Genomic DNA, 16,816 nt, shown 5'->3' on the forward strand with positions numbered 1-16,816 from the left:
TTAAAACGGATATGAGCTTTGAATTAACCATACAGGATATACCTCACTATACTTATAAAGATTATGAGATATGGGATGGCGACTGGGAGTTGATAAGGGGTATTCCCTATGCTATGGCACCTGCGCCAGACTGGAAACACCAAAACACCGGTGGCGAGTTTGTTTACAGGTTTAAAGAGGCGTTTGAAAAAACAAAAGCGAACTGTGGCTGCGTGGTATTATATGAATGCGATTGGAAAGTTACTGATGATACTGTTGTCCGCCCTGATGTAATGATAGTATGTGAACCAATCGAAGGCAAGTACCCCGTTAATCCTCCTGCCCTGATAGTTGAGATATTGTCGCCTTCCACGGTTTTAAAGGACAGGAACACCAAATTTAACCTGTACCAGTCCTACGGTGTAAAATATTACCTGGTAGCCAATATGGAAAGAAAGGAGCTGGAACTGTACACGTTGCAGGACAATGTGTATAAACAGCAGCACGGCTTAACATGCTTTAATCTTACCGGCAACTGCAGTATTGAGGTGGATGTATGGCGACTGCTTGTTTAATCCAGCTTGGCGCTGATAAGTTTAAGAAACTCATTGCGGGTAATATGGTTGTCCAGAAATTCCCCATCAAAAGCAGAAGTAGTGGTTACGGAGTTTTGCTTGCTTACCCCACGCATCATCATACATAAATGTTTGGCTTCAATTACTACGGCAACACCCAGTGGGTTAAGGCTTTCTTTTATGGCAGCCATTATTTGTACGGTAAGCCTTTCCTGCACCTGGAGCCTGCGGCTAAACACATCTACAACCCGGGCTATTTTGCTGAGACCGGTTATCCACCCGTTGGGTATGTAGGCAATATGCGCTTTGCCGATGAATGGCAGCATGTGGTGTTCGCACATGCTGTATAACTCAATGTCTTTTACAATCACCATTTCGTTTACGGCCTCGTTAAATTTGGCTGAGTTTAAAATGGCCACGGCATCCTGCTGGTAGCCCTGGGTTAAAAACTGCATGGCTTTGGCAACACGTTCCGGTGTTTTCTGCAATCCTTCCCTTTCCGCGTCTTCACCCAGCAACTCAATAATGTTTTTATACGAACCAGAAAGTTGTGTTGTTATATTTTCATCGTAGTGGTCTGTTTTGCTGTATGCCATCACTTTTGTTTTACTGATAGTTCTAAAAGGTAACCCGCAGGCTATGCAGGATATTCTACAAAATTCCGTTCTGTTTCGTACAGGCGTACCTGCAGGTCGAGCCTGGTATCAATATGTGCCCGCAGGATACGGTAAATAACAACGGCAATATTTTCTGCGGTGGGGTTTAGCTGGCGGAATTCTTCCGTATCCAGGTTAAGGTTTTTGTGATCAAATTTGTCGAGAACATAATCCTTTATAATATCGCTGAGCAGTTTCATGTCCATCACAAAACCGGTACGCACATCTGGCTCTCCGGTAACTTTTACAATCAATTCGTAGTTATGGCCATGGTAATTGGGGTTGTTGCATTTGCCGAAAACATTATTGTTTACTTCATCCGTCCAGCCGGGATTGTGCAGCCTATGAGCCGCATTAAAATGCTCTTTGCGAAAAACGGCTACTTTATTGCTCATACTAATTCCGGTTTATAATGTTCAATAATTGCCTGGCCCGGGACATTAATAACAGGCTTACCGCCAAAAAAGTTGTCAGTTGCCAAAATATTCTACGTAAATCCTGGCGGTTTCAAACAGTTTTATGCAATGAAGTTGTACCTGTGGGGGAAGGTGCGGTTCCAGTTGTTTCCAGATACCTATGGCCAGGTTTTCGGTGCTGCATATCTGGCCACGCAAAAATTCAACATCAAGGTTAAGGTTTTTGTGATCCACCTTGCTTATAACGTGCTCTTTAATCAGCACTTTTAGCTTCTTTACATCCATTAAAAAGCCGGTATCGGGGTCAACCTCGCCCTTAATGGTAACGTAAAGGTCAAAATTATGGCCATGCCAGTTTTCGTTGGCGCAAACACCAAACACTTCCTCGTTCTTTTCGGCGCTCCAGTTGGGGTTATACAACTTGTGAGCGGCATTAAAATGCTCTAACCTTGTAAGATAAACCATCGCTCTGCTCCTCAAAATTTGCGCAAAGGTAAGGATTAGAAAAATAAGCGGATGGGAGTATATAGGTGGGGTGAATTTCGAATTTTCATGCTAAGCTACCAGGTATTTTTGTAGGCCGGCGACATATCCCTATGGCATCGCCTGTTGCGTCGTCGCGAAGTTTCGGGATTCATCTGCAACAATACTATTAAACTTTTATTTAAGCGAAAATCTGAAATGCACCCTATGGGCTCGGCTACATTCCTGGCATTGGTAACCCGATACGATAAGTTCCCGGATGGCGTGAGAGGGTGATAACACAGGGTTGTTGCCCTCTAACCGCCACGTATACAAGCTGCCCGGTAACGCAGCGGCGTGCTGCACTTTCGGGTGAGGGATTGCAGCGGTTACCCCGGTGAGGCCATCGCAGCAGGGCTTCTGTGCCGGAGTATGAGCGGAAAGCCCGGCCCGAGGTACGAGGGACACCCCCTAAAAAATCTTATGAAAGCAGAGTTGACTTCCTATAACTACGGCTTGCTATCCCACTTTCCACCCAAAAGGCACATATTCGTTATCGAAGGTCCCATCCTCGTATAAATTAACCATGGCGTAACCATTATCCGTTTTATAGCGCATGCCTTTCCACCAGTTGCCGGACACGGCCCCGTTGCTTATGTAGGTTACCCCGTTGTATAAAACCTGCTCATAAAGATGAATATGGCCGCTGAGGCAAAGCTTAACATTCGGGTGTTTGTCAAAAAGGCTGATAATGCGGGCCGCATCGGTATGCAGCGATGCCTGCCCCAATACAAAGCCCTGGTCCTGTTTAAACTTATTGTCAACCACAACCGTTGCGGCTGATACAATCGGCACGTGCGATGCCACAAGTACCGGTGTTGTTAATGGCGTTTTTGCAAGGTCGGCTTCCAGCCAGGCAAACTGTTCTTCATCAAGCTGGCAGGTGTACCAGGTGTCGTCTGTTTTGGGTTGTATGCTGTCAAGTATAATGAAATGCCAGCCGGCCTTATCAAAACTGCGGTATGGTGCGGCCAGGTGCATCTTTTCCAAAGCATACTTTTTGCCGTATAAGGGATCGTTCTTTTCTCCAAAGCCCCAGCAGTCATGGTTGCCAATACAGTATTCAATCGGCAGAGAATTATCCTTTTTAAAGATGTCATGCCAGAGCTTCCATTGGGTTTCAACCCTGTCTTTTGGTTGTTTCAGCGCATCAAAAATTGAGTCGCCGCCACTTAATATAAAAGCTGGTTGTTGCTTTTGAGACTGCAAATGGTGCAGGCAGGCGGCCAGCCCGGCAGGGGCGTTTAACTCAGGTTCCATGTGTACATCTGTAAGGTGGGCAAAGCGCAATACAGGTTTTCCGCTATATTCGCTTTTAACTGAGGCAAAACTGCGTAGTGCCGGAAACATACCGGCCAGGGCCATTAACCCCGACTGTTTTAAAAGTGTGCGACGGTTCATAACTATGTATTTTCAGGTTAAGCAAGGCAAACTTATTGATTATTAATGCCATGTGTAACCGTAACCTTACAGTTAATAATAACTTATTACCCGGATAATATTTTTGTACCCCTTTATGAATAGAAAATTAATTTATATAGACAACTTTCTTACACAGCATGGCCGAACGCCTACCAGCGGTGTGGCAATGGTTGACCTGTTTAAAAAAGAAGGCTATAATATCGTGTACGCCAGTAAAATTAATAACAGGGTTTTGAGGCTGCTGGATATGTTATTACTGGTACTTAAAAACCGCAAAAATTCTGTTGCACTCATTGCCACCTACAGCACGCAGGCTTTTTATTTTGCTTACCTGTGTGGCTGGCTGTGCAGGCTTTTAAAAATACCGTATATACCTAAACTGCATGGGGGCGATTTGCCTGGCAGGATTAAGCGTTCTCCCGGTATGTGCCGCCGTTATTTTGGAAAAAGTGTTGTTAACGTAGCTGTATCCGGCTACCTGGAAGTTTGCATGAGAGAAAACGGTTGGAACTGTACGGTAATCTCCAATTACATACGTATTGCCAGCTATCCTTTTAAGCAGCGCACCCACTGCAGCCCAAAGCTTTTGTGGGTACGGTCTTTTCATATAATTTATAATCCCTGGCTGGCGCTAAAGTTGCTAAAGGAGTTATTGAAACAATACCCCGATGCTCAGCTAACCATGATAGGCCCGGATAAGGATGGCTGTATGGGTTCCTGTAAGTTGTACGCAAAAGAAGCGGGTATAACAGAGCATGTGCATTTTACAGGGTTGTTAGGTAAACCTGAATGGACGGCCCTGGCGGCGGAACACGACATATTTATCAACACTTCCAATTTTGATAACCTGCCGGTTAGCGTAATGGAAGCAATGGCGTTGGGCATGGCCGTTGTAAGCACAGATGTTGGGGGTGTTAAATACCTTGTTACAGACAATGAAAACGGGCTTGTGGTTGCCCCGGACAACCTGGAAGAAATGCTGAAAGCGGTTAAACGTTTTTTACATGATGACAGCCTTACGCAAAGCCTTAGCCTGGCTGCCGGGCAAAAAGCAAAGGAGTACGATTATGAAGCTGTAAGCGCCAAATGGAAAAAACTGCTGGCGCAGTTCTGATTATTGTTCCGCTTTTTTATTGTGCAATAGGCTTACTACAACTTCGGCCAACTGCCCTGGTTCAACAAAGAAGTTGGAACGGGACTTAAAGTACGGTGTCAGCGCCTTTGCAGTAAAATAAGTATACGGCCTGTTAAGTGCCGAAGCGATTGAGATAAAGCTGTTGTTTACTTTTTGCGGCGGGCCTATTTCGGCAAGCTCCGCATGCTGTGTGAAAATTAAGCTGGCCAGTCCTGCACCATGGCCGCCAATAATAAGCCTGGCATTAGAAATGGCTGCAACCTGCGCGGCAATGCTCATTTGTTCAGGGTAAAGCACAACTACTTTTACGCCTTTACTTCGTAGTGTTTCAAAACAATCTTCTTCATTTTCAACATGGCGGCTGGCAGTATATTTCCGGCTTATCCATGCGCAGTAGTCACCGCTTTCCATAGGTATGGTCATACGGCTGATAACTTCTGCCAGTTTTTGTTGTAGTAAGGTTAGTAGCTGAGGGTGTGGAATGCTGTAGTTAAACAGGTCAATAAAAATCCGCCTTGCCGGAACATGGTACATCTTTCTTGCAACAAACGCTGCTGTCACCTGTTCGTAATGTAGCTCAAACATTTGCAGCAAGTCTTTTTGCCACCGGTATTTGCAAACTACCCATGAATAGATGGGCAGCCCTTTGTCCTTTGCATACAGCATAGCCGGCAAATCTTCTACTATAAAATGATAGTATCCCCTGGACCATTTGTTGCCCCATACATAAATGGCATTTATGCTGCTGTGGCTAACCGACGGGTTTATTTTCTCAGCCAGCACATCTTTGGCAAAAAGGTGGGCATACCTGTTGCGGTAGTTTTGCGGTAACAGGTGATGGAGGAAAAAACTGCCGTCCGCGGTTTTAACAATGCCAAACCTGTGAGATATGGTGCAGCCGCTTACAATGCTGAACAAATCTTCATTTTCTGTTTCCGGTGCTGCCGGTTTACCTGGGTTAAGCAATATTTTGGCCGCGCCGTTATCTATATTTCTTAGGGTGCCGTAAAAAGCAGTACGCAGTATGGCCGTCCAATGATTAATCATTTTTTAAACTCAATATTTGCGGGTATTGCATGTAATATAAGAACCATTCTTTAGTTTTAATTTTCAAGGCACTGCTTATAGCCGTTTAACCCAATCGCAGGTCCAATATTACATTATTCATGATAACCATCATTTGCCCGGTATATAACGAGTCAAGGTATATTAAAAATGTACTAGATTTTTATATTGGCGCTATGCCACATGAAAAAGAAATGATATTGGTTGATGGCAGTTCAACAGACGATACCTGCGCTATTATAAAGTCTTATGCTGAAAAACATCCGGGTATAAAACTGTTGCATAATCCCAAAAGGTATGTGCCACATTCCCTCAATATGGCCCTGCAGCAGGCCAGCGGAGAAATCATTATCCGTATGGATGCACATACGGAGTATGCCGAGGACTACTTCGAAAAAATTATAGAAACTTTTAAAAAGAGCGGCGCCGATATTGTGGGCGGCCCCATGCGCATAGCCCGGGGCAATTTTGTGCAGCAGGCTATCGGGTATGCCACTTCAACTATTTTCGGAATTGGCGACAGCTCCTTTCATTTCGAGGATTATGAAGGTTTTACTGACAGTGTTTATCTTGGCGCATGGAAGAAACATATATTTGCGCTTACCGGTGTTTTTGATGAAACCCTTAAACGCAACCAGGATGATGAGTTTCATTACCGTGCCAGGAAAAACGGGTTTACCATCTATCAATCCCCGCAAATAAAGCTGCAGTATTACCCACGGGATTCATTTGCTAAAGTGTTTAAGCAGTATTACGAGTATGGTTTGTACAAACCCTTTGTGCTAAAGAAAAATAAGTCTGCCATACGCTGGCGCCACCTGGTTCCTTCCATGTTTGTGACGTATTTGGTTGTGGTATTAGCCGCCTTGCTGGCGCCTTACTACCTGCTGTTGATACCCCTTTTTTGTTATGCTACGCTGGATGCCTTTTTCAGTATTGCCAGTAAAAAAACATTTGCGGTAATGTGGCGCATAGCAGTTGCATACCCTGTTATTCATATAGCGTATGGCTCCGGTTTTATCGGTGGTTTGCTGCGCATGTGGCTAAAAAGAAAAGAGGTTTAGTTTGGGTTAGTAGGCAACTCACCAGGTCATATAAATACATGTTTTTCCTGTTACAGTTTTATTTTGGGGGTGTCCCCAAGCTGCGCAAGGGGCCGGGCTTTCCGCTCATACTCCGGCACAGAGCCATCGCACAAAACCTTCACCGGGGTATCCGCTTCAATCCCTCACCCGAAAGGCAGTTGCCGGTTGCAAGTTACTGGTTACCAGTCTGATGATGTGTAAGTGGTTGAGGCTGTTTAGGAGTGTTGATGTGCAAGTTCTCCAAAGCCGCAGAGCCGCAAACATTGAACATTAAACAAAAGAACATTGAACAGTAAAGCCATAGAAACGGCAGGTCAAACTAACCTGCGGGAAAAGCCGCGTAGCGAATCCAACAGTAGAAGAGTGCGACGCAACGATGCTCAATAACTGTTCCTGCCGCCGGGCTCATAAATACTCCCCGCCGTTAAATCAACATTAAGTTTTCAGCATTTGCTTGCATCATATAAATAATCGGTACTTTTGAAATTGTGTAAGTGCTTATATAATCAATAAAGCTTGCCAGTTATATGAATTTTTACCAGCAACTTGGGTTCCTTGTATTCGGCAGCCGGTTAAAACGGTTGGGCGAAACACTCATTGGCGATATCAATAAAATCTACCAATCGCACCGCATAGCATTTGATGCATCCTGGTTTCCGGTTTTCTATATCTTATCTCAAAAACAACAGGTATCTATTAAAGAAATTGCAGACGAACTGAATGTTTCTCATTCGGCTGTAAGCCAGTTGATAAGCAGCCTGCAGCAGAAAGGCTTTATCGCATCCGTTGTATCAAAGGAAGATGCCCGCCACCGCGCCATCACATTTACCGCGGAAGGGGAGAAGCTGCTTGCCAAAATACAACCTGTATGGCAGGCGCTGGAAAAAGCCATGCAAAACCTGGCGCAGGAATCTCCGGAAAGCGTCCAACTGCTGGGGGCTTTAACAGCTTTGGAAAATAACCTTCAGCAGGAAGCATTATTCGACAGGATAGAAAAAAATCTTAATTAATTGTTGCCATGAGTTACAACTATTTGCCGCTTGACAGGAAATGGCTAAGCTTTCAGCAGGTTAAAAACCTGCTGGATTACCAGCAACTGGTTTCCATTACGTTTGATGCCCATGAACGCATAACGCGTTGCCGGCAATACCTTGATGAAAAGATGGATACTTCGGATGTGCTGATGTATGGCATCAATACGGGCTTTGGCTTTCTGCAGAACGTAAAAATTGACAGCGGCCAGGTTGGGCAACTGCAATACAACCTGCTTACATCTCATGCCTGTGGCCTGGGGGAGGAAGTGCCTGCCGATATTGTAAAGCTGATGCTGATGCTGAAGATAAAGTCGTTAAGCTATGGCCACAGCGGTGTGCAGATTGATACGGTAAAGCGGCTGATGGATATGTATAACCACAACGTATTGCCTGTTATTTACACGCAGGGTTCTTTAGGCGCTTCCGGAGACCTTGCACCCCTTAGCCACCTTAGCCTTCCGCTGATAGGTCTTGGAGAAGTTTATTTTGAAGGCGAGAAACAGCCATCGCAGCAGGTGCTGGATAAGCTGGGCTGGCGGGCTATACAACTACAGAGTAAAGAAGGCCTGGCACTTATTAATGGTACACAATTCATGAGCGCCTATGGCATGTACTGCCTTAAAAAAGCTGAGCATCTTTACGCTGTGGCTAACCTGGTTTGCGCTTTGTCTTTTGATGCGTTTAATTGTATTGTTGAACCGCTGCATGAGCGTATTCACCGCATCAGGCCACATAAAGGCCAGGCAAGCGCGGCAAATGACATAAGAAACTATCTGCATGGCAGCCAGGTAATGCAGCAGCCTAAAAAAGAAGTGCAGGACCCTTACTCCTTCCGGTGTGTACCGCAGGTGCACGGCGCAACCAAAGACGTACTGGAAACTGTATTGAATGTTTTTCTTACAGAGATAAACTCGGTAACAGATAATCCCAATATTTTTCCCGACGAAGATCTGATTGTGAGCGGGGGTAACTTTCATGGCCAGCCGCTGGCGCTGCACCTTGACTTTCTCAGCATTGCTATGAGTGAACTGGCCAACATAAGCGAAAGGCGTATTTACCAGCTCATCAGCGGCCAGCGTGGGTTACCGCTGTTCCTGGTAAAAGATGCGGGGCTTAACTCCGGTTTTATGATACCCCAATATACGGCCGCGGGCATCGTAAGCGAGAACAAACAATTGTGTACCCCATCCAGTGTTGACAGTATCTCATCGTCCAACAACCAGGAAGACCATGTTAGCATGGGCGCTAATGCCGCTACCAAATGTTTGCGGGTCATCAACAACGTAGAAAAAGTACTGGCCATAGAGCTGATGAGTGCTGCGCAGGCATTGGATTTCAGGCGGCCTTTAAAAACATCGCCGGTATTGGAAAATTTATACCAGGCATTCAGGAAAGAAGTAAGCTTTAACGAGGCGGACAGGGTATTACATGACGATATGATGAAGGCGATAGCGTTTGTAAGCAACATAAAAACGCCAAGCGGAACAGAAGTGTAAACGCAAAAAATCTCAATTCACCCATTTCCTCACTTAAATCATTTACACCATGGATTGCAAAGGATGGATACAGGAAGCCGCTTTGCGTATGCTGCTGAATAACCTTAACCCGCAGGTGGCAGAACGGCCGGATGATTTAATAGTGTATGGTGGCCGTGGCAAAGCAGCCCGTAACAAACAGGCGCTTAATGATATTGTCGCTGCCCTTAAAGTGTTGGAAAATGATGAAACCCTGCTGGTGCAAAGCGGCAAACCGGTGGGAATATTGCAAACACATGCCGATGCGCCGAGGGTACTTATCTCTAACTCGCAACTGGTGCCCAAATGGGCTACCTGGCAGCACTTTGATGAACTGGAAAAAAAGGGGTTGATGATGTACGGGCAAATGACTGCCGGTAGCTGGATTTATATTGGCTCGCAAGGTATTGTACAGGGTACCTATGAAACCTTTGGGGCGGTGGCTGCAAAGCATTTTAATGGCAGCCTGTCGGGCACTTTAAGCGTTACTGCCGGCCTTGGTGGCATGGGCGGCGCCCAGCCGCTGGCCATAACTATGAATGATGGTGTGGCCCTTGTAGCGGAAGTGGAAGAATGGCGCATAGACAAACGCATAGAAACAAAATACCTGGATGAAAAATATACGGATATTGATGAAGCCATCAATGCAGCCCTCCTGTACAGGCAGCAGTCAAAGGCGGTAAGTATTGGCGTGTTGTGCAATGCTGTGCACCTTTTACAGCGGCTGCTGGAAAGAAATATAACTGTGGATATACTTACAGATCAAACCTCCGCCCACGACCCGCTTATTGGCTACATACCGCATACTCTGCCACTTGATCAGGCCAATGAATTGCGCACTTCAGATCCACAGCAATACCTGGAGCACAGTTACAACAGCATGAAACTGCACGTTGAACTAATGCTGCAGTTACAAAAAAATGGCGCCATTACTTTTGATTACGGCAACAACATACGTGCAAGGGCGCAGGAGCGTGGCTTGCAGAATGCTTTTGATTTTCCCGGTTTTGTGCCGGCATACATACGGCCGCTTTTTTGCGAAGGCAAAGGGCCTTTCCGCTGGGTGGCGCTTAGCGGAGACCCCAACGATATTGCCGTTACAGACGAGCTTATCGGCAACATGTTCCCCAACAATGCAGGCTTGCAGCGCTGGCTCAAGCTGGCTAAAGAACGTATTGCTTTCCAGGGGTTGCCGGCACGCATCTGCTGGCTGGGCCAGGGCGAAAGGGAGATGGCCGGCCTGGCTTTTAACGAGTTGGTGCGTACCGGCAAGGTAAAAGCCCCCATTGTTATTGGCCGGGACCACCTGGATACGGGCTCCGTGGCCAGCCCCAACCGCGAAACGGAAGGTATGCTGGATGGCAGCGATGCCGTGGCCGATTGGCCCCTTCTTAACGCATTGGTGGGTACAGCCGGCGGTGCAAGCTGGGTAAGCCTGCACCATGGCGGCGGGGTAGGCATGGGGTACAGCATTCATGCCGGTATGGTAATAGTTGCCGACGGTACCGAGGATGCTGCCCGCCGTTTAAAGCGTGTGCTCCGTAACGATCCCGGCATTGGCGTTATACGGCATGCCGATGCGGGCTACGAACTGGCCAAACAAACATCATTACAGCACGGTCTTGATATACAAACACGTATTACACGGCGCAGGTTGTAGAAAATTATACAGGGCGTGTCCCTCGTACCTCGGGCCGGGCAGAACTACGTTCGCAACCTTCGTCAAAGCAACGTTTAGTTGCTTTTAACTCGGTTGTGCTATTACTCCGGCACAGCGCCCCGGCACATGGCTTCACCGGGGTATCCGCTGCAATCCCTCACGCGGTTTACCGGCATCCCTGGGTTTATACTATACATTTTTGGCCAGGGCGCAGCGGTTGTTGTGTTAGCGCCAGGTTTAGGTTGAAGCTAAGAGTACTCCATAGAGACCTGTAAGGCAAATCGGCTAAACAATCATTAGCGAAAAAATGTTAAACCACCCAAATTCGCTATGTTCCTTTAACTTTTTGGCAGCCCGGTTGGCACGGTTTTTAAAACATATATCATGTTAACCAAAAAGATTGATATGAAAGCACAATTTATCAAGTTAAACACGCTGGAAGAAACAGAAGATGGCATTGTAACCATTAATGCTCATAACATCTCCTCTATCAAGCGCATAAATTACAACGATGTGGTTCAGACCATGATATTGATGATTGGCGGTGAAAAGTTTGGCGTAAACGAGTCACCTGAAGATATTGTGGCTTTAATAGAAAAGGATCAGCCTCAGTTCAGCCATTCATAATGTTTTACATACTACAGTAAAATACACGAGCTTCATGTTTTAAGATTGAGTTTGACAGTTAAAAAAGCGCTGCCGTTTTACTGGCGGCGTTTTTTGTGCCCACAACTTTTATAAAATAAAGCTTAAGTCCAACTATCGCATTTCAGGGCTATCTTTCGCAAAAAATAATATGCCACAGTTTTTGATTTTAGCTAATGATTATACTGACGGTGAAGCCCTTAACCGCCGGCTGGCTGTACGTGGAGAACACCTGGAAAGGCTGCGCCGGGAAAAAGCAAAAGGTACTTTTATAGTAGGGGGTGCCAAATTAAATGCCGAGGGGAAAATGCATGGCTCTATGATTGTGCTGCAGCTTGATGACGAGGCCGCAGTACAGGAATGGATTAGCCAGGAACCCTATATAACCGGCAAAGTGTGGGAACATGTTGAAATTTTGCCCTTCAGGGTGGCGGAAGTGTAGATGGGGCTGCACCATACAATTGCAAAACAACCTTTTGATTATTGCTAACGTTGCCGCCTTTAATCACCCGGAATAAGATAATGAGGGATGGCCGCTATTTGCTTGAGGGATTGAAACGGTTACCCCGGTGAGGCCTTGTGCCGGGGCGCTGTGCCGGAGTAATAGTGGAAAGCCCGGCCCGAGGCACGAGGGACACGCCCTGTATATATTCGTGCTATACCGCTGCACGCCGTGTACAGCACATCTGGCATGTGGTACCAGTTTCACACTTTACATGGGTTCAAAATGGTTAACTTTGGCGCCCTGCTACAGCCAATTATGACATTTTGGCTAACGGCAGGGCCGTTGCATAATTTTTGCCAACAGCAAAGATTCCGTAAATCAATCATAATCAACACCCAATATAACATTCTATGTTAGGATTTTTAAGTAAACTGTTAGGGGGCAATAAGAGTGAGAAGGATGTAAAACAACTTGAGCCTGTTATTAAACAGGTAAATGAATTTTTCAGCCAGTACCAAAGCTTATCTAACGATGCCTTGCGCAACAAAACCGCTGAATTTAAACAGCGTATAAAAGCCCACCTTTCTGAAATAGACGCAGATATTGAAAAAAAGAAACAGGAAGCCGATGCCCTGCCTGAAGAAGACATACAGGGAAAGGATGTTGTTTACCAGGAAGTGGACGCCCTGAAAAAAGACCGTGATAAAAAGATTGAAGAGATACTGAAGGAACTGCAGCCCGAAGCTTTTGCCGTGGTTAAGGAAACGGCCCGCAGGTTTAAAGAAAATACGGAAATAACAGCTACGGCTACCGAACTTGACAGGAACCTGAGCGTTCAAAAAAATTATATTACCATACAGGGCGAACAGAGCGTATTTAAAAACACCTGGACGGCTGCCGGAGGACAGGTTACCTGGAATATGCTGCATTACGATGTGCAGTTAATTGGCGGCAGCGTATTGCACCAAGGCAAAATTGCCGAAATGGCCACCGGTGAAGGTAAAACCCTTGTGTCCACACTGCCCGCTTACCTGAATGCGCTGGCAGGAGAGGGGGTTCACATTGTAACCGTGAACGATTACCTGGCCCGCCGCGACAGTGAATGGAACGGGCCCATTTTTGAATGGCTGGGCCTTACCGTGGATTGTATTGACAAACACCAGCCCAACACCCCATCCCGCCGCAATGCCTACCTGGCTGATATTACTTACGGCACCAATAACGAATTTGGCTTTGATTACCTGCGTGACAACATGGTGCATAACCCTGATGAAATGGTGCAGCGTAAACACCATTTTGCCATGGTGGATGAGGTGGACAGCGTATTGATTGACGATGCCAGAACGCCGTTGATAATCTCTGGCCCAATTGGCCGCGATGACAATACCCAGCAGTTCTTTGACCTGAAGCCCCGTATTGAAAAACTGGTAGAAGCGCAAAAACGTGCTACCAACCAGTTTTTAAACGAAGCCAAAAAGAAAATAGCCGATGGTAATGATGATCCCAAGGATGGTGGCCTGGCCCTCTTCAGGGCGCACCGTGGCTTGCCCAAAAGCAGCGCTTTGATTAAATTCTTAAGCGAGCCCGGCATGCGGGTGAAACTGCAGAAATCAGAAAACTACTACCTGGCAGACCAGCAGCGTGAAATGCCCAAGGCGGATGAGGAGCTTTATTTTTACATAGATGAAAAAAATAACTCTGTAGAGCTTACTGATAAAGGCATACAGTTAATAACAAGAGCAGGGGAAGACCCCAACTTCTTTGTAATACCAGATATAGGTGTTGACCTGGCGGCCATTGACACTGATGCCGCCACCGATGCCAATGAAAAACTCCATAGAAAAGAAGCCTTGCTGAATGATTATGCAGTAAAGGCAGACCGTATACATACCGTTCAGCAATTACTGAAAGCTTACACGCTTTTTGATAAAGACGTAGAGTATGTGGTAATGGAAGATTCTGTAAAAATTGTGGATGAGCAAACCGGCCGTATTTTGGAAGGCCGCCGCTACAGCGATGGCCTGCACCAGGCCATTGAAGCAAAGGAGAATGTGAAGATTGAGGCCACCACCCAAACTTACGCTACCATTACTTTGCAGAACTACTTCCGCATGTACCACAAGCTGGCCGGTATGACAGGTACAGCCGAAACAGAGGCTGCGGAATTCTGGAGCATTTACAAGCTGGATGTGGTTACCATACCCACCAATGTGCAGGCTATAAGAAAAGATGAGCATGACCTGGTGTATAAAACCAAGAAAGAAAAATACAGCGCCATTGTAGATAAGATTGTGGAACTAAAAGAAGCCGGCCGCCCTGTACTGGTAGGTACCACTTCTGTGGAAGTGAGTGAACTGCTTAGCCGCATATTGCGCCAGAAACAAATTGTTCATAATGTGCTAAATGCCAAACAGCACGCCAAAGAAGCGCAGATAGTGGCCGAAGCCGGTTTGAGCGGCGCTGTTACTATTGCCACCAATATGGCAGGCCGTGGTACGGATATTAAACTGGGCCCCGGTGTAAAAGAAGCGGGTGGCCTGGCCATTATAGGTACAGAGCGCCATGACAGCCGCCGTGTGGACAGGCAGTTACGTGGCCGTGCAGGCCGTCAGGGAGACCCCGGTTCTTCCCAATTCTATGTATCCCTGGAAGATGACCTGATGCGCATGTTTGGCAGCGACCGTATTGCCAAAGTAATGGACTTTGCGGGCTACAAAGAGGGCGAAGTGATACAGCACAGCATGATCACCAAATCAATTGAAAGGGCACAGAAAAAAGTGGAAGAAAACAACTTCGGTATACGTAAGCGTTTGCTGGAGTACGATGATGTAATGAATAAACAGCGCACCGTTATCTACACCAAGCGTAACCACGCTCTGTTTGGCGAACGCCTGGCGCTTGACCTGGACAACGCTTTTTACGATGTTGCCGAAGGCCTGGTAAACACTTTTAAAGAAAACCGCGATTACGAAGGTTTTAAGCTGGAAACGATTGTAAACTTTGGACTGGAAACAGGTATTACCAAAGATGACTTTGAAAAAGGCCACGACAAAGAACTGGTGGAAAGATTATACCAGGAAGCTTCAGCCAATTACAACAGGCACAAACACAGAATAATGGAAAACGCGGTGCCTGTATTTAAGAACATACGCCAAACACAGGGCGCCAATATTGAAAATGTGGTAGTGCCGTTTACTGATGGCCGAAAAGGCATTCAGGCCCTGGCCAATTTGGATAAAACTATCGCTTCCAACGGTGGCGAGCTTACCTCGGCACTGGAGCGTACGCTTACACTTGCGTTTATTGATGATGCCTGGAAAGAGCACCTGCGTGCCATGGACGATTTAAAGCAGAGTGTGCAAACTGCCTATTACGAGCAAAAAGACCCGCTGGTAATTTACAAAGGAGAAGCTTATAACCTCTTCAGGCAAATGGATAGCACGGTAAACAAAGACATTGTAAACTTTTTGTGCCATGCAGATTTACCGGTTGCAGACAATGGCAACGGGCAACCGCAGCAGCAATTACGTGAAGGCCGTGAGCAAAAAACCGATATGAGCAGTATGCGCAGCAACAAAGCAGAAGTGGATGCCCGTGGTGAAGACTATGCCGCTAACGAGAATGATTACTACGATCCCACACCGGTTAAACAGGAGCCTGTTAAGGTAGGCCCTAAAATTGGCCGCAACGATCCCTGTCCCTGCGGAAGTGGAAAAAAATACAAGAACTGCCATGGCAGAGAGTAGTGAATATCGAACAAGGAACAGGGAATGTTGAATGATGAAGTGGAATGCAACCCACTTGCGATTCACGATTCACCACTTGCGAATTAAATATCTAACAAAAGAACCGCCTCTTAAAGGGCGGTTTTTTTATGAACCCGGCTTTAGGTTTTTCATGGCGTCGTCCCTTGCGTCGCAACAGCGTGTACTGTATCGCTTTGGGCGGCATGCAGCCCGGGTAGTATAATGGGTTGTTCCGCAATAAACAAAAGCCATTACCTTTATCAGCTAATAAAAAATACCATGAATAACAGGCGTATAAACAGGCTTAAAAGATTGTTATGGTTGATACCGGTGCTTTGTTGCAGCATGAATATTTATGCGCAGTCAACTTCAAAAAAAATTGCGCCGTTTAAAATGGAGTTAACCAATAAAACCCTGTTCAGCGCAGGGGATCTTAAAAAGAATGCACCGGCCATGCTGGTATACTTTTCACCCACCTGCGACCATTGCCAGGCATTTACCAAACAAATGCTGGAAAAGAATGAAGAGTTTAAAAACGTACAGGTTATTATGGTAACGCACCTGCCTGTTGCGGATATTAAAAAGTTTGAAGAAGATTTCCATTTAGCCAAATATCCCAATATCAAAACCGGTACGGAAGGCAATGCCTACCTGGTACCCAGGTTTTACGACATACGCACTTTTCCCTTTGTGGCGCTGTACAACAAAAAAGGCGAGTTACAGGCTACTTACCGCAAAGAGCCTTCTGTTGACGCAATTATAAAAGAGCTGAAGAAAATGTAATAAGCTGTGTAATATGGCACAGTTGCAAACATTAAGCTTGAATTAAGGTAGCTCTTAAAAGCTAAAGCATACTGCACATTGCCGCATAGCGACTAAAGCCTACAAGAGTGCGACGCAAGTGAAGCTTCATAGTA

General features: G+C 46.1%; 15 protein-coding genes. 10 read left to right on the forward strand and 5 right to left on the reverse strand.

The window, feature by feature from the left end; all coding sequences use genetic code 11:
* Positions 1-11 precede the first annotated feature (11 nt).
* Complete coding sequence (locus F0364_RS20140) at positions 12-554, forward strand: Uma2 family endonuclease (protein WP_153799599.1); 543 nt, start codon at positions 12-14, stop codon at positions 552-554.
* Here the strand turns inward: F0364_RS20140 and folE are convergent.
* From folE to F0364_RS20160, 4 genes are all read right to left on the reverse strand, one after another.
* Complete coding sequence (gene folE / locus F0364_RS20145) at positions 551-1,150, reverse strand: GTP cyclohydrolase I FolE (RefSeq protein WP_153799600.1); 600 nt, start codon at positions 1,148-1,150, stop codon at positions 551-553. The two genes, F0364_RS20140 and folE, sit on opposite strands and share 4 nt — an antisense overlap.
* Before the next feature lie 41 nt (positions 1,151-1,191).
* Positions 1,192-1,605, reverse strand: a complete 414-nt coding sequence (locus F0364_RS20150; protein ID WP_153799601.1) for a 6-pyruvoyl trahydropterin synthase family protein — start codon at positions 1,603-1,605, stop codon at positions 1,192-1,194.
* Between the two features lie 75 nt (positions 1,606-1,680).
* Positions 1,681-2,091: a 6-pyruvoyl trahydropterin synthase family protein gene (locus tag F0364_RS20155; RefSeq protein WP_153799602.1), complete on the reverse strand. Its 411-nt coding sequence runs from the start codon at positions 2,089-2,091 to the stop codon at positions 1,681-1,683.
* Between the two features lie 516 nt (positions 2,092-2,607).
* A complete protein-coding gene (locus F0364_RS20160; protein WP_153799603.1) occupies positions 2,608-3,549 on the reverse strand; it encodes a metallophosphoesterase family protein in 942 nt (313 codons plus the stop codon).
* Positions 3,550-3,664: 115 nt separating this feature from the next.
* Here F0364_RS20160 and F0364_RS20165 point away from each other — a divergent pair, with 115 nt between their 5' ends.
* Positions 3,665-4,684, forward strand: coding sequence for a glycosyltransferase family 4 protein (locus F0364_RS20165; protein ID WP_153799604.1), 1,020 nt, complete (start codon positions 3,665-3,667; stop codon positions 4,682-4,684).
* Here the strand turns inward: F0364_RS20165 and F0364_RS20170 are convergent, their stop codons facing one another.
* Positions 4,685-5,752 (reverse strand): glycosyltransferase family 61 protein, encoded by a 1,068-nt coding sequence (locus tag F0364_RS20170; RefSeq protein WP_153799605.1) that lies wholly within the window; start codon positions 5,750-5,752, stop codon positions 4,685-4,687.
* A gap of 119 nt (positions 5,753-5,871) precedes the next feature.
* Between F0364_RS20170 and F0364_RS20175 the strand changes: the two genes are divergently transcribed.
* The 8 genes from F0364_RS20175 to F0364_RS20210 all read left to right on the forward strand — a co-directional run bounded on the left by F0364_RS20175 (position 5,872) and on the right by F0364_RS20210 (position 16,682).
* Entirely contained in the window at positions 5,872-6,834 is a 963-nt protein-coding gene (locus tag F0364_RS20175) for a glycosyltransferase family 2 protein (protein WP_153799606.1), read from the forward strand.
* A 548-nt stretch (positions 6,835-7,382) separates the two neighbouring features.
* A complete protein-coding gene (locus F0364_RS20180; protein WP_153799607.1) occupies positions 7,383-7,865 on the forward strand; it encodes a MarR family winged helix-turn-helix transcriptional regulator in 483 nt (160 codons plus the stop codon).
* A gap of 8 nt (positions 7,866-7,873) precedes the next feature.
* A complete protein-coding gene (gene hutH, locus F0364_RS20185) occupies positions 7,874-9,385 on the forward strand; it encodes a histidine ammonia-lyase (RefSeq protein WP_153799608.1) in 1,512 nt (503 codons plus the stop codon).
* A gap of 49 nt (positions 9,386-9,434) precedes the next feature.
* Positions 9,435-11,063 (forward strand): urocanate hydratase, encoded by a 1,629-nt coding sequence (gene hutU / locus F0364_RS20190; protein ID WP_153799609.1) that lies wholly within the window; start codon positions 9,435-9,437, stop codon positions 11,061-11,063.
* A gap of 384 nt (positions 11,064-11,447) precedes the next feature.
* On the forward strand, positions 11,448-11,690 hold the full coding sequence (locus tag F0364_RS20195; RefSeq protein WP_153799610.1) for a hypothetical protein: 243 nt from the start codon (positions 11,448-11,450) through the stop codon (positions 11,688-11,690).
* A 169-nt stretch (positions 11,691-11,859) separates the two neighbouring features.
* Complete coding sequence (locus F0364_RS20200; RefSeq protein ID WP_153799611.1) at positions 11,860-12,150, forward strand: YciI family protein; 291 nt, start codon at positions 11,860-11,862, stop codon at positions 12,148-12,150.
* A gap of 413 nt (positions 12,151-12,563) precedes the next feature.
* Positions 12,564-15,899 carry a preprotein translocase subunit SecA gene (gene secA / locus F0364_RS20205; protein WP_153799612.1) on the forward strand — a complete coding sequence of 1,112 codons (3,336 nt, stop codon included), beginning with the start codon at positions 12,564-12,566 and terminating at the stop codon, positions 15,897-15,899.
* A 279-nt stretch (positions 15,900-16,178) separates the two neighbouring features.
* Entirely contained in the window at positions 16,179-16,682 is a 504-nt protein-coding gene (locus F0364_RS20210; protein ID WP_207632790.1) for a TlpA family protein disulfide reductase, read from the forward strand.
* Positions 16,683-16,816: the final 134 nt, after the last annotated feature.

This window comes from Foetidibacter luteolus, assembly GCF_009650435.1.
In the GTDB taxonomy this organism is placed as follows: domain Bacteria; phylum Bacteroidota; class Bacteroidia; order Chitinophagales; family Chitinophagaceae; genus Foetidibacter; species Foetidibacter luteolus.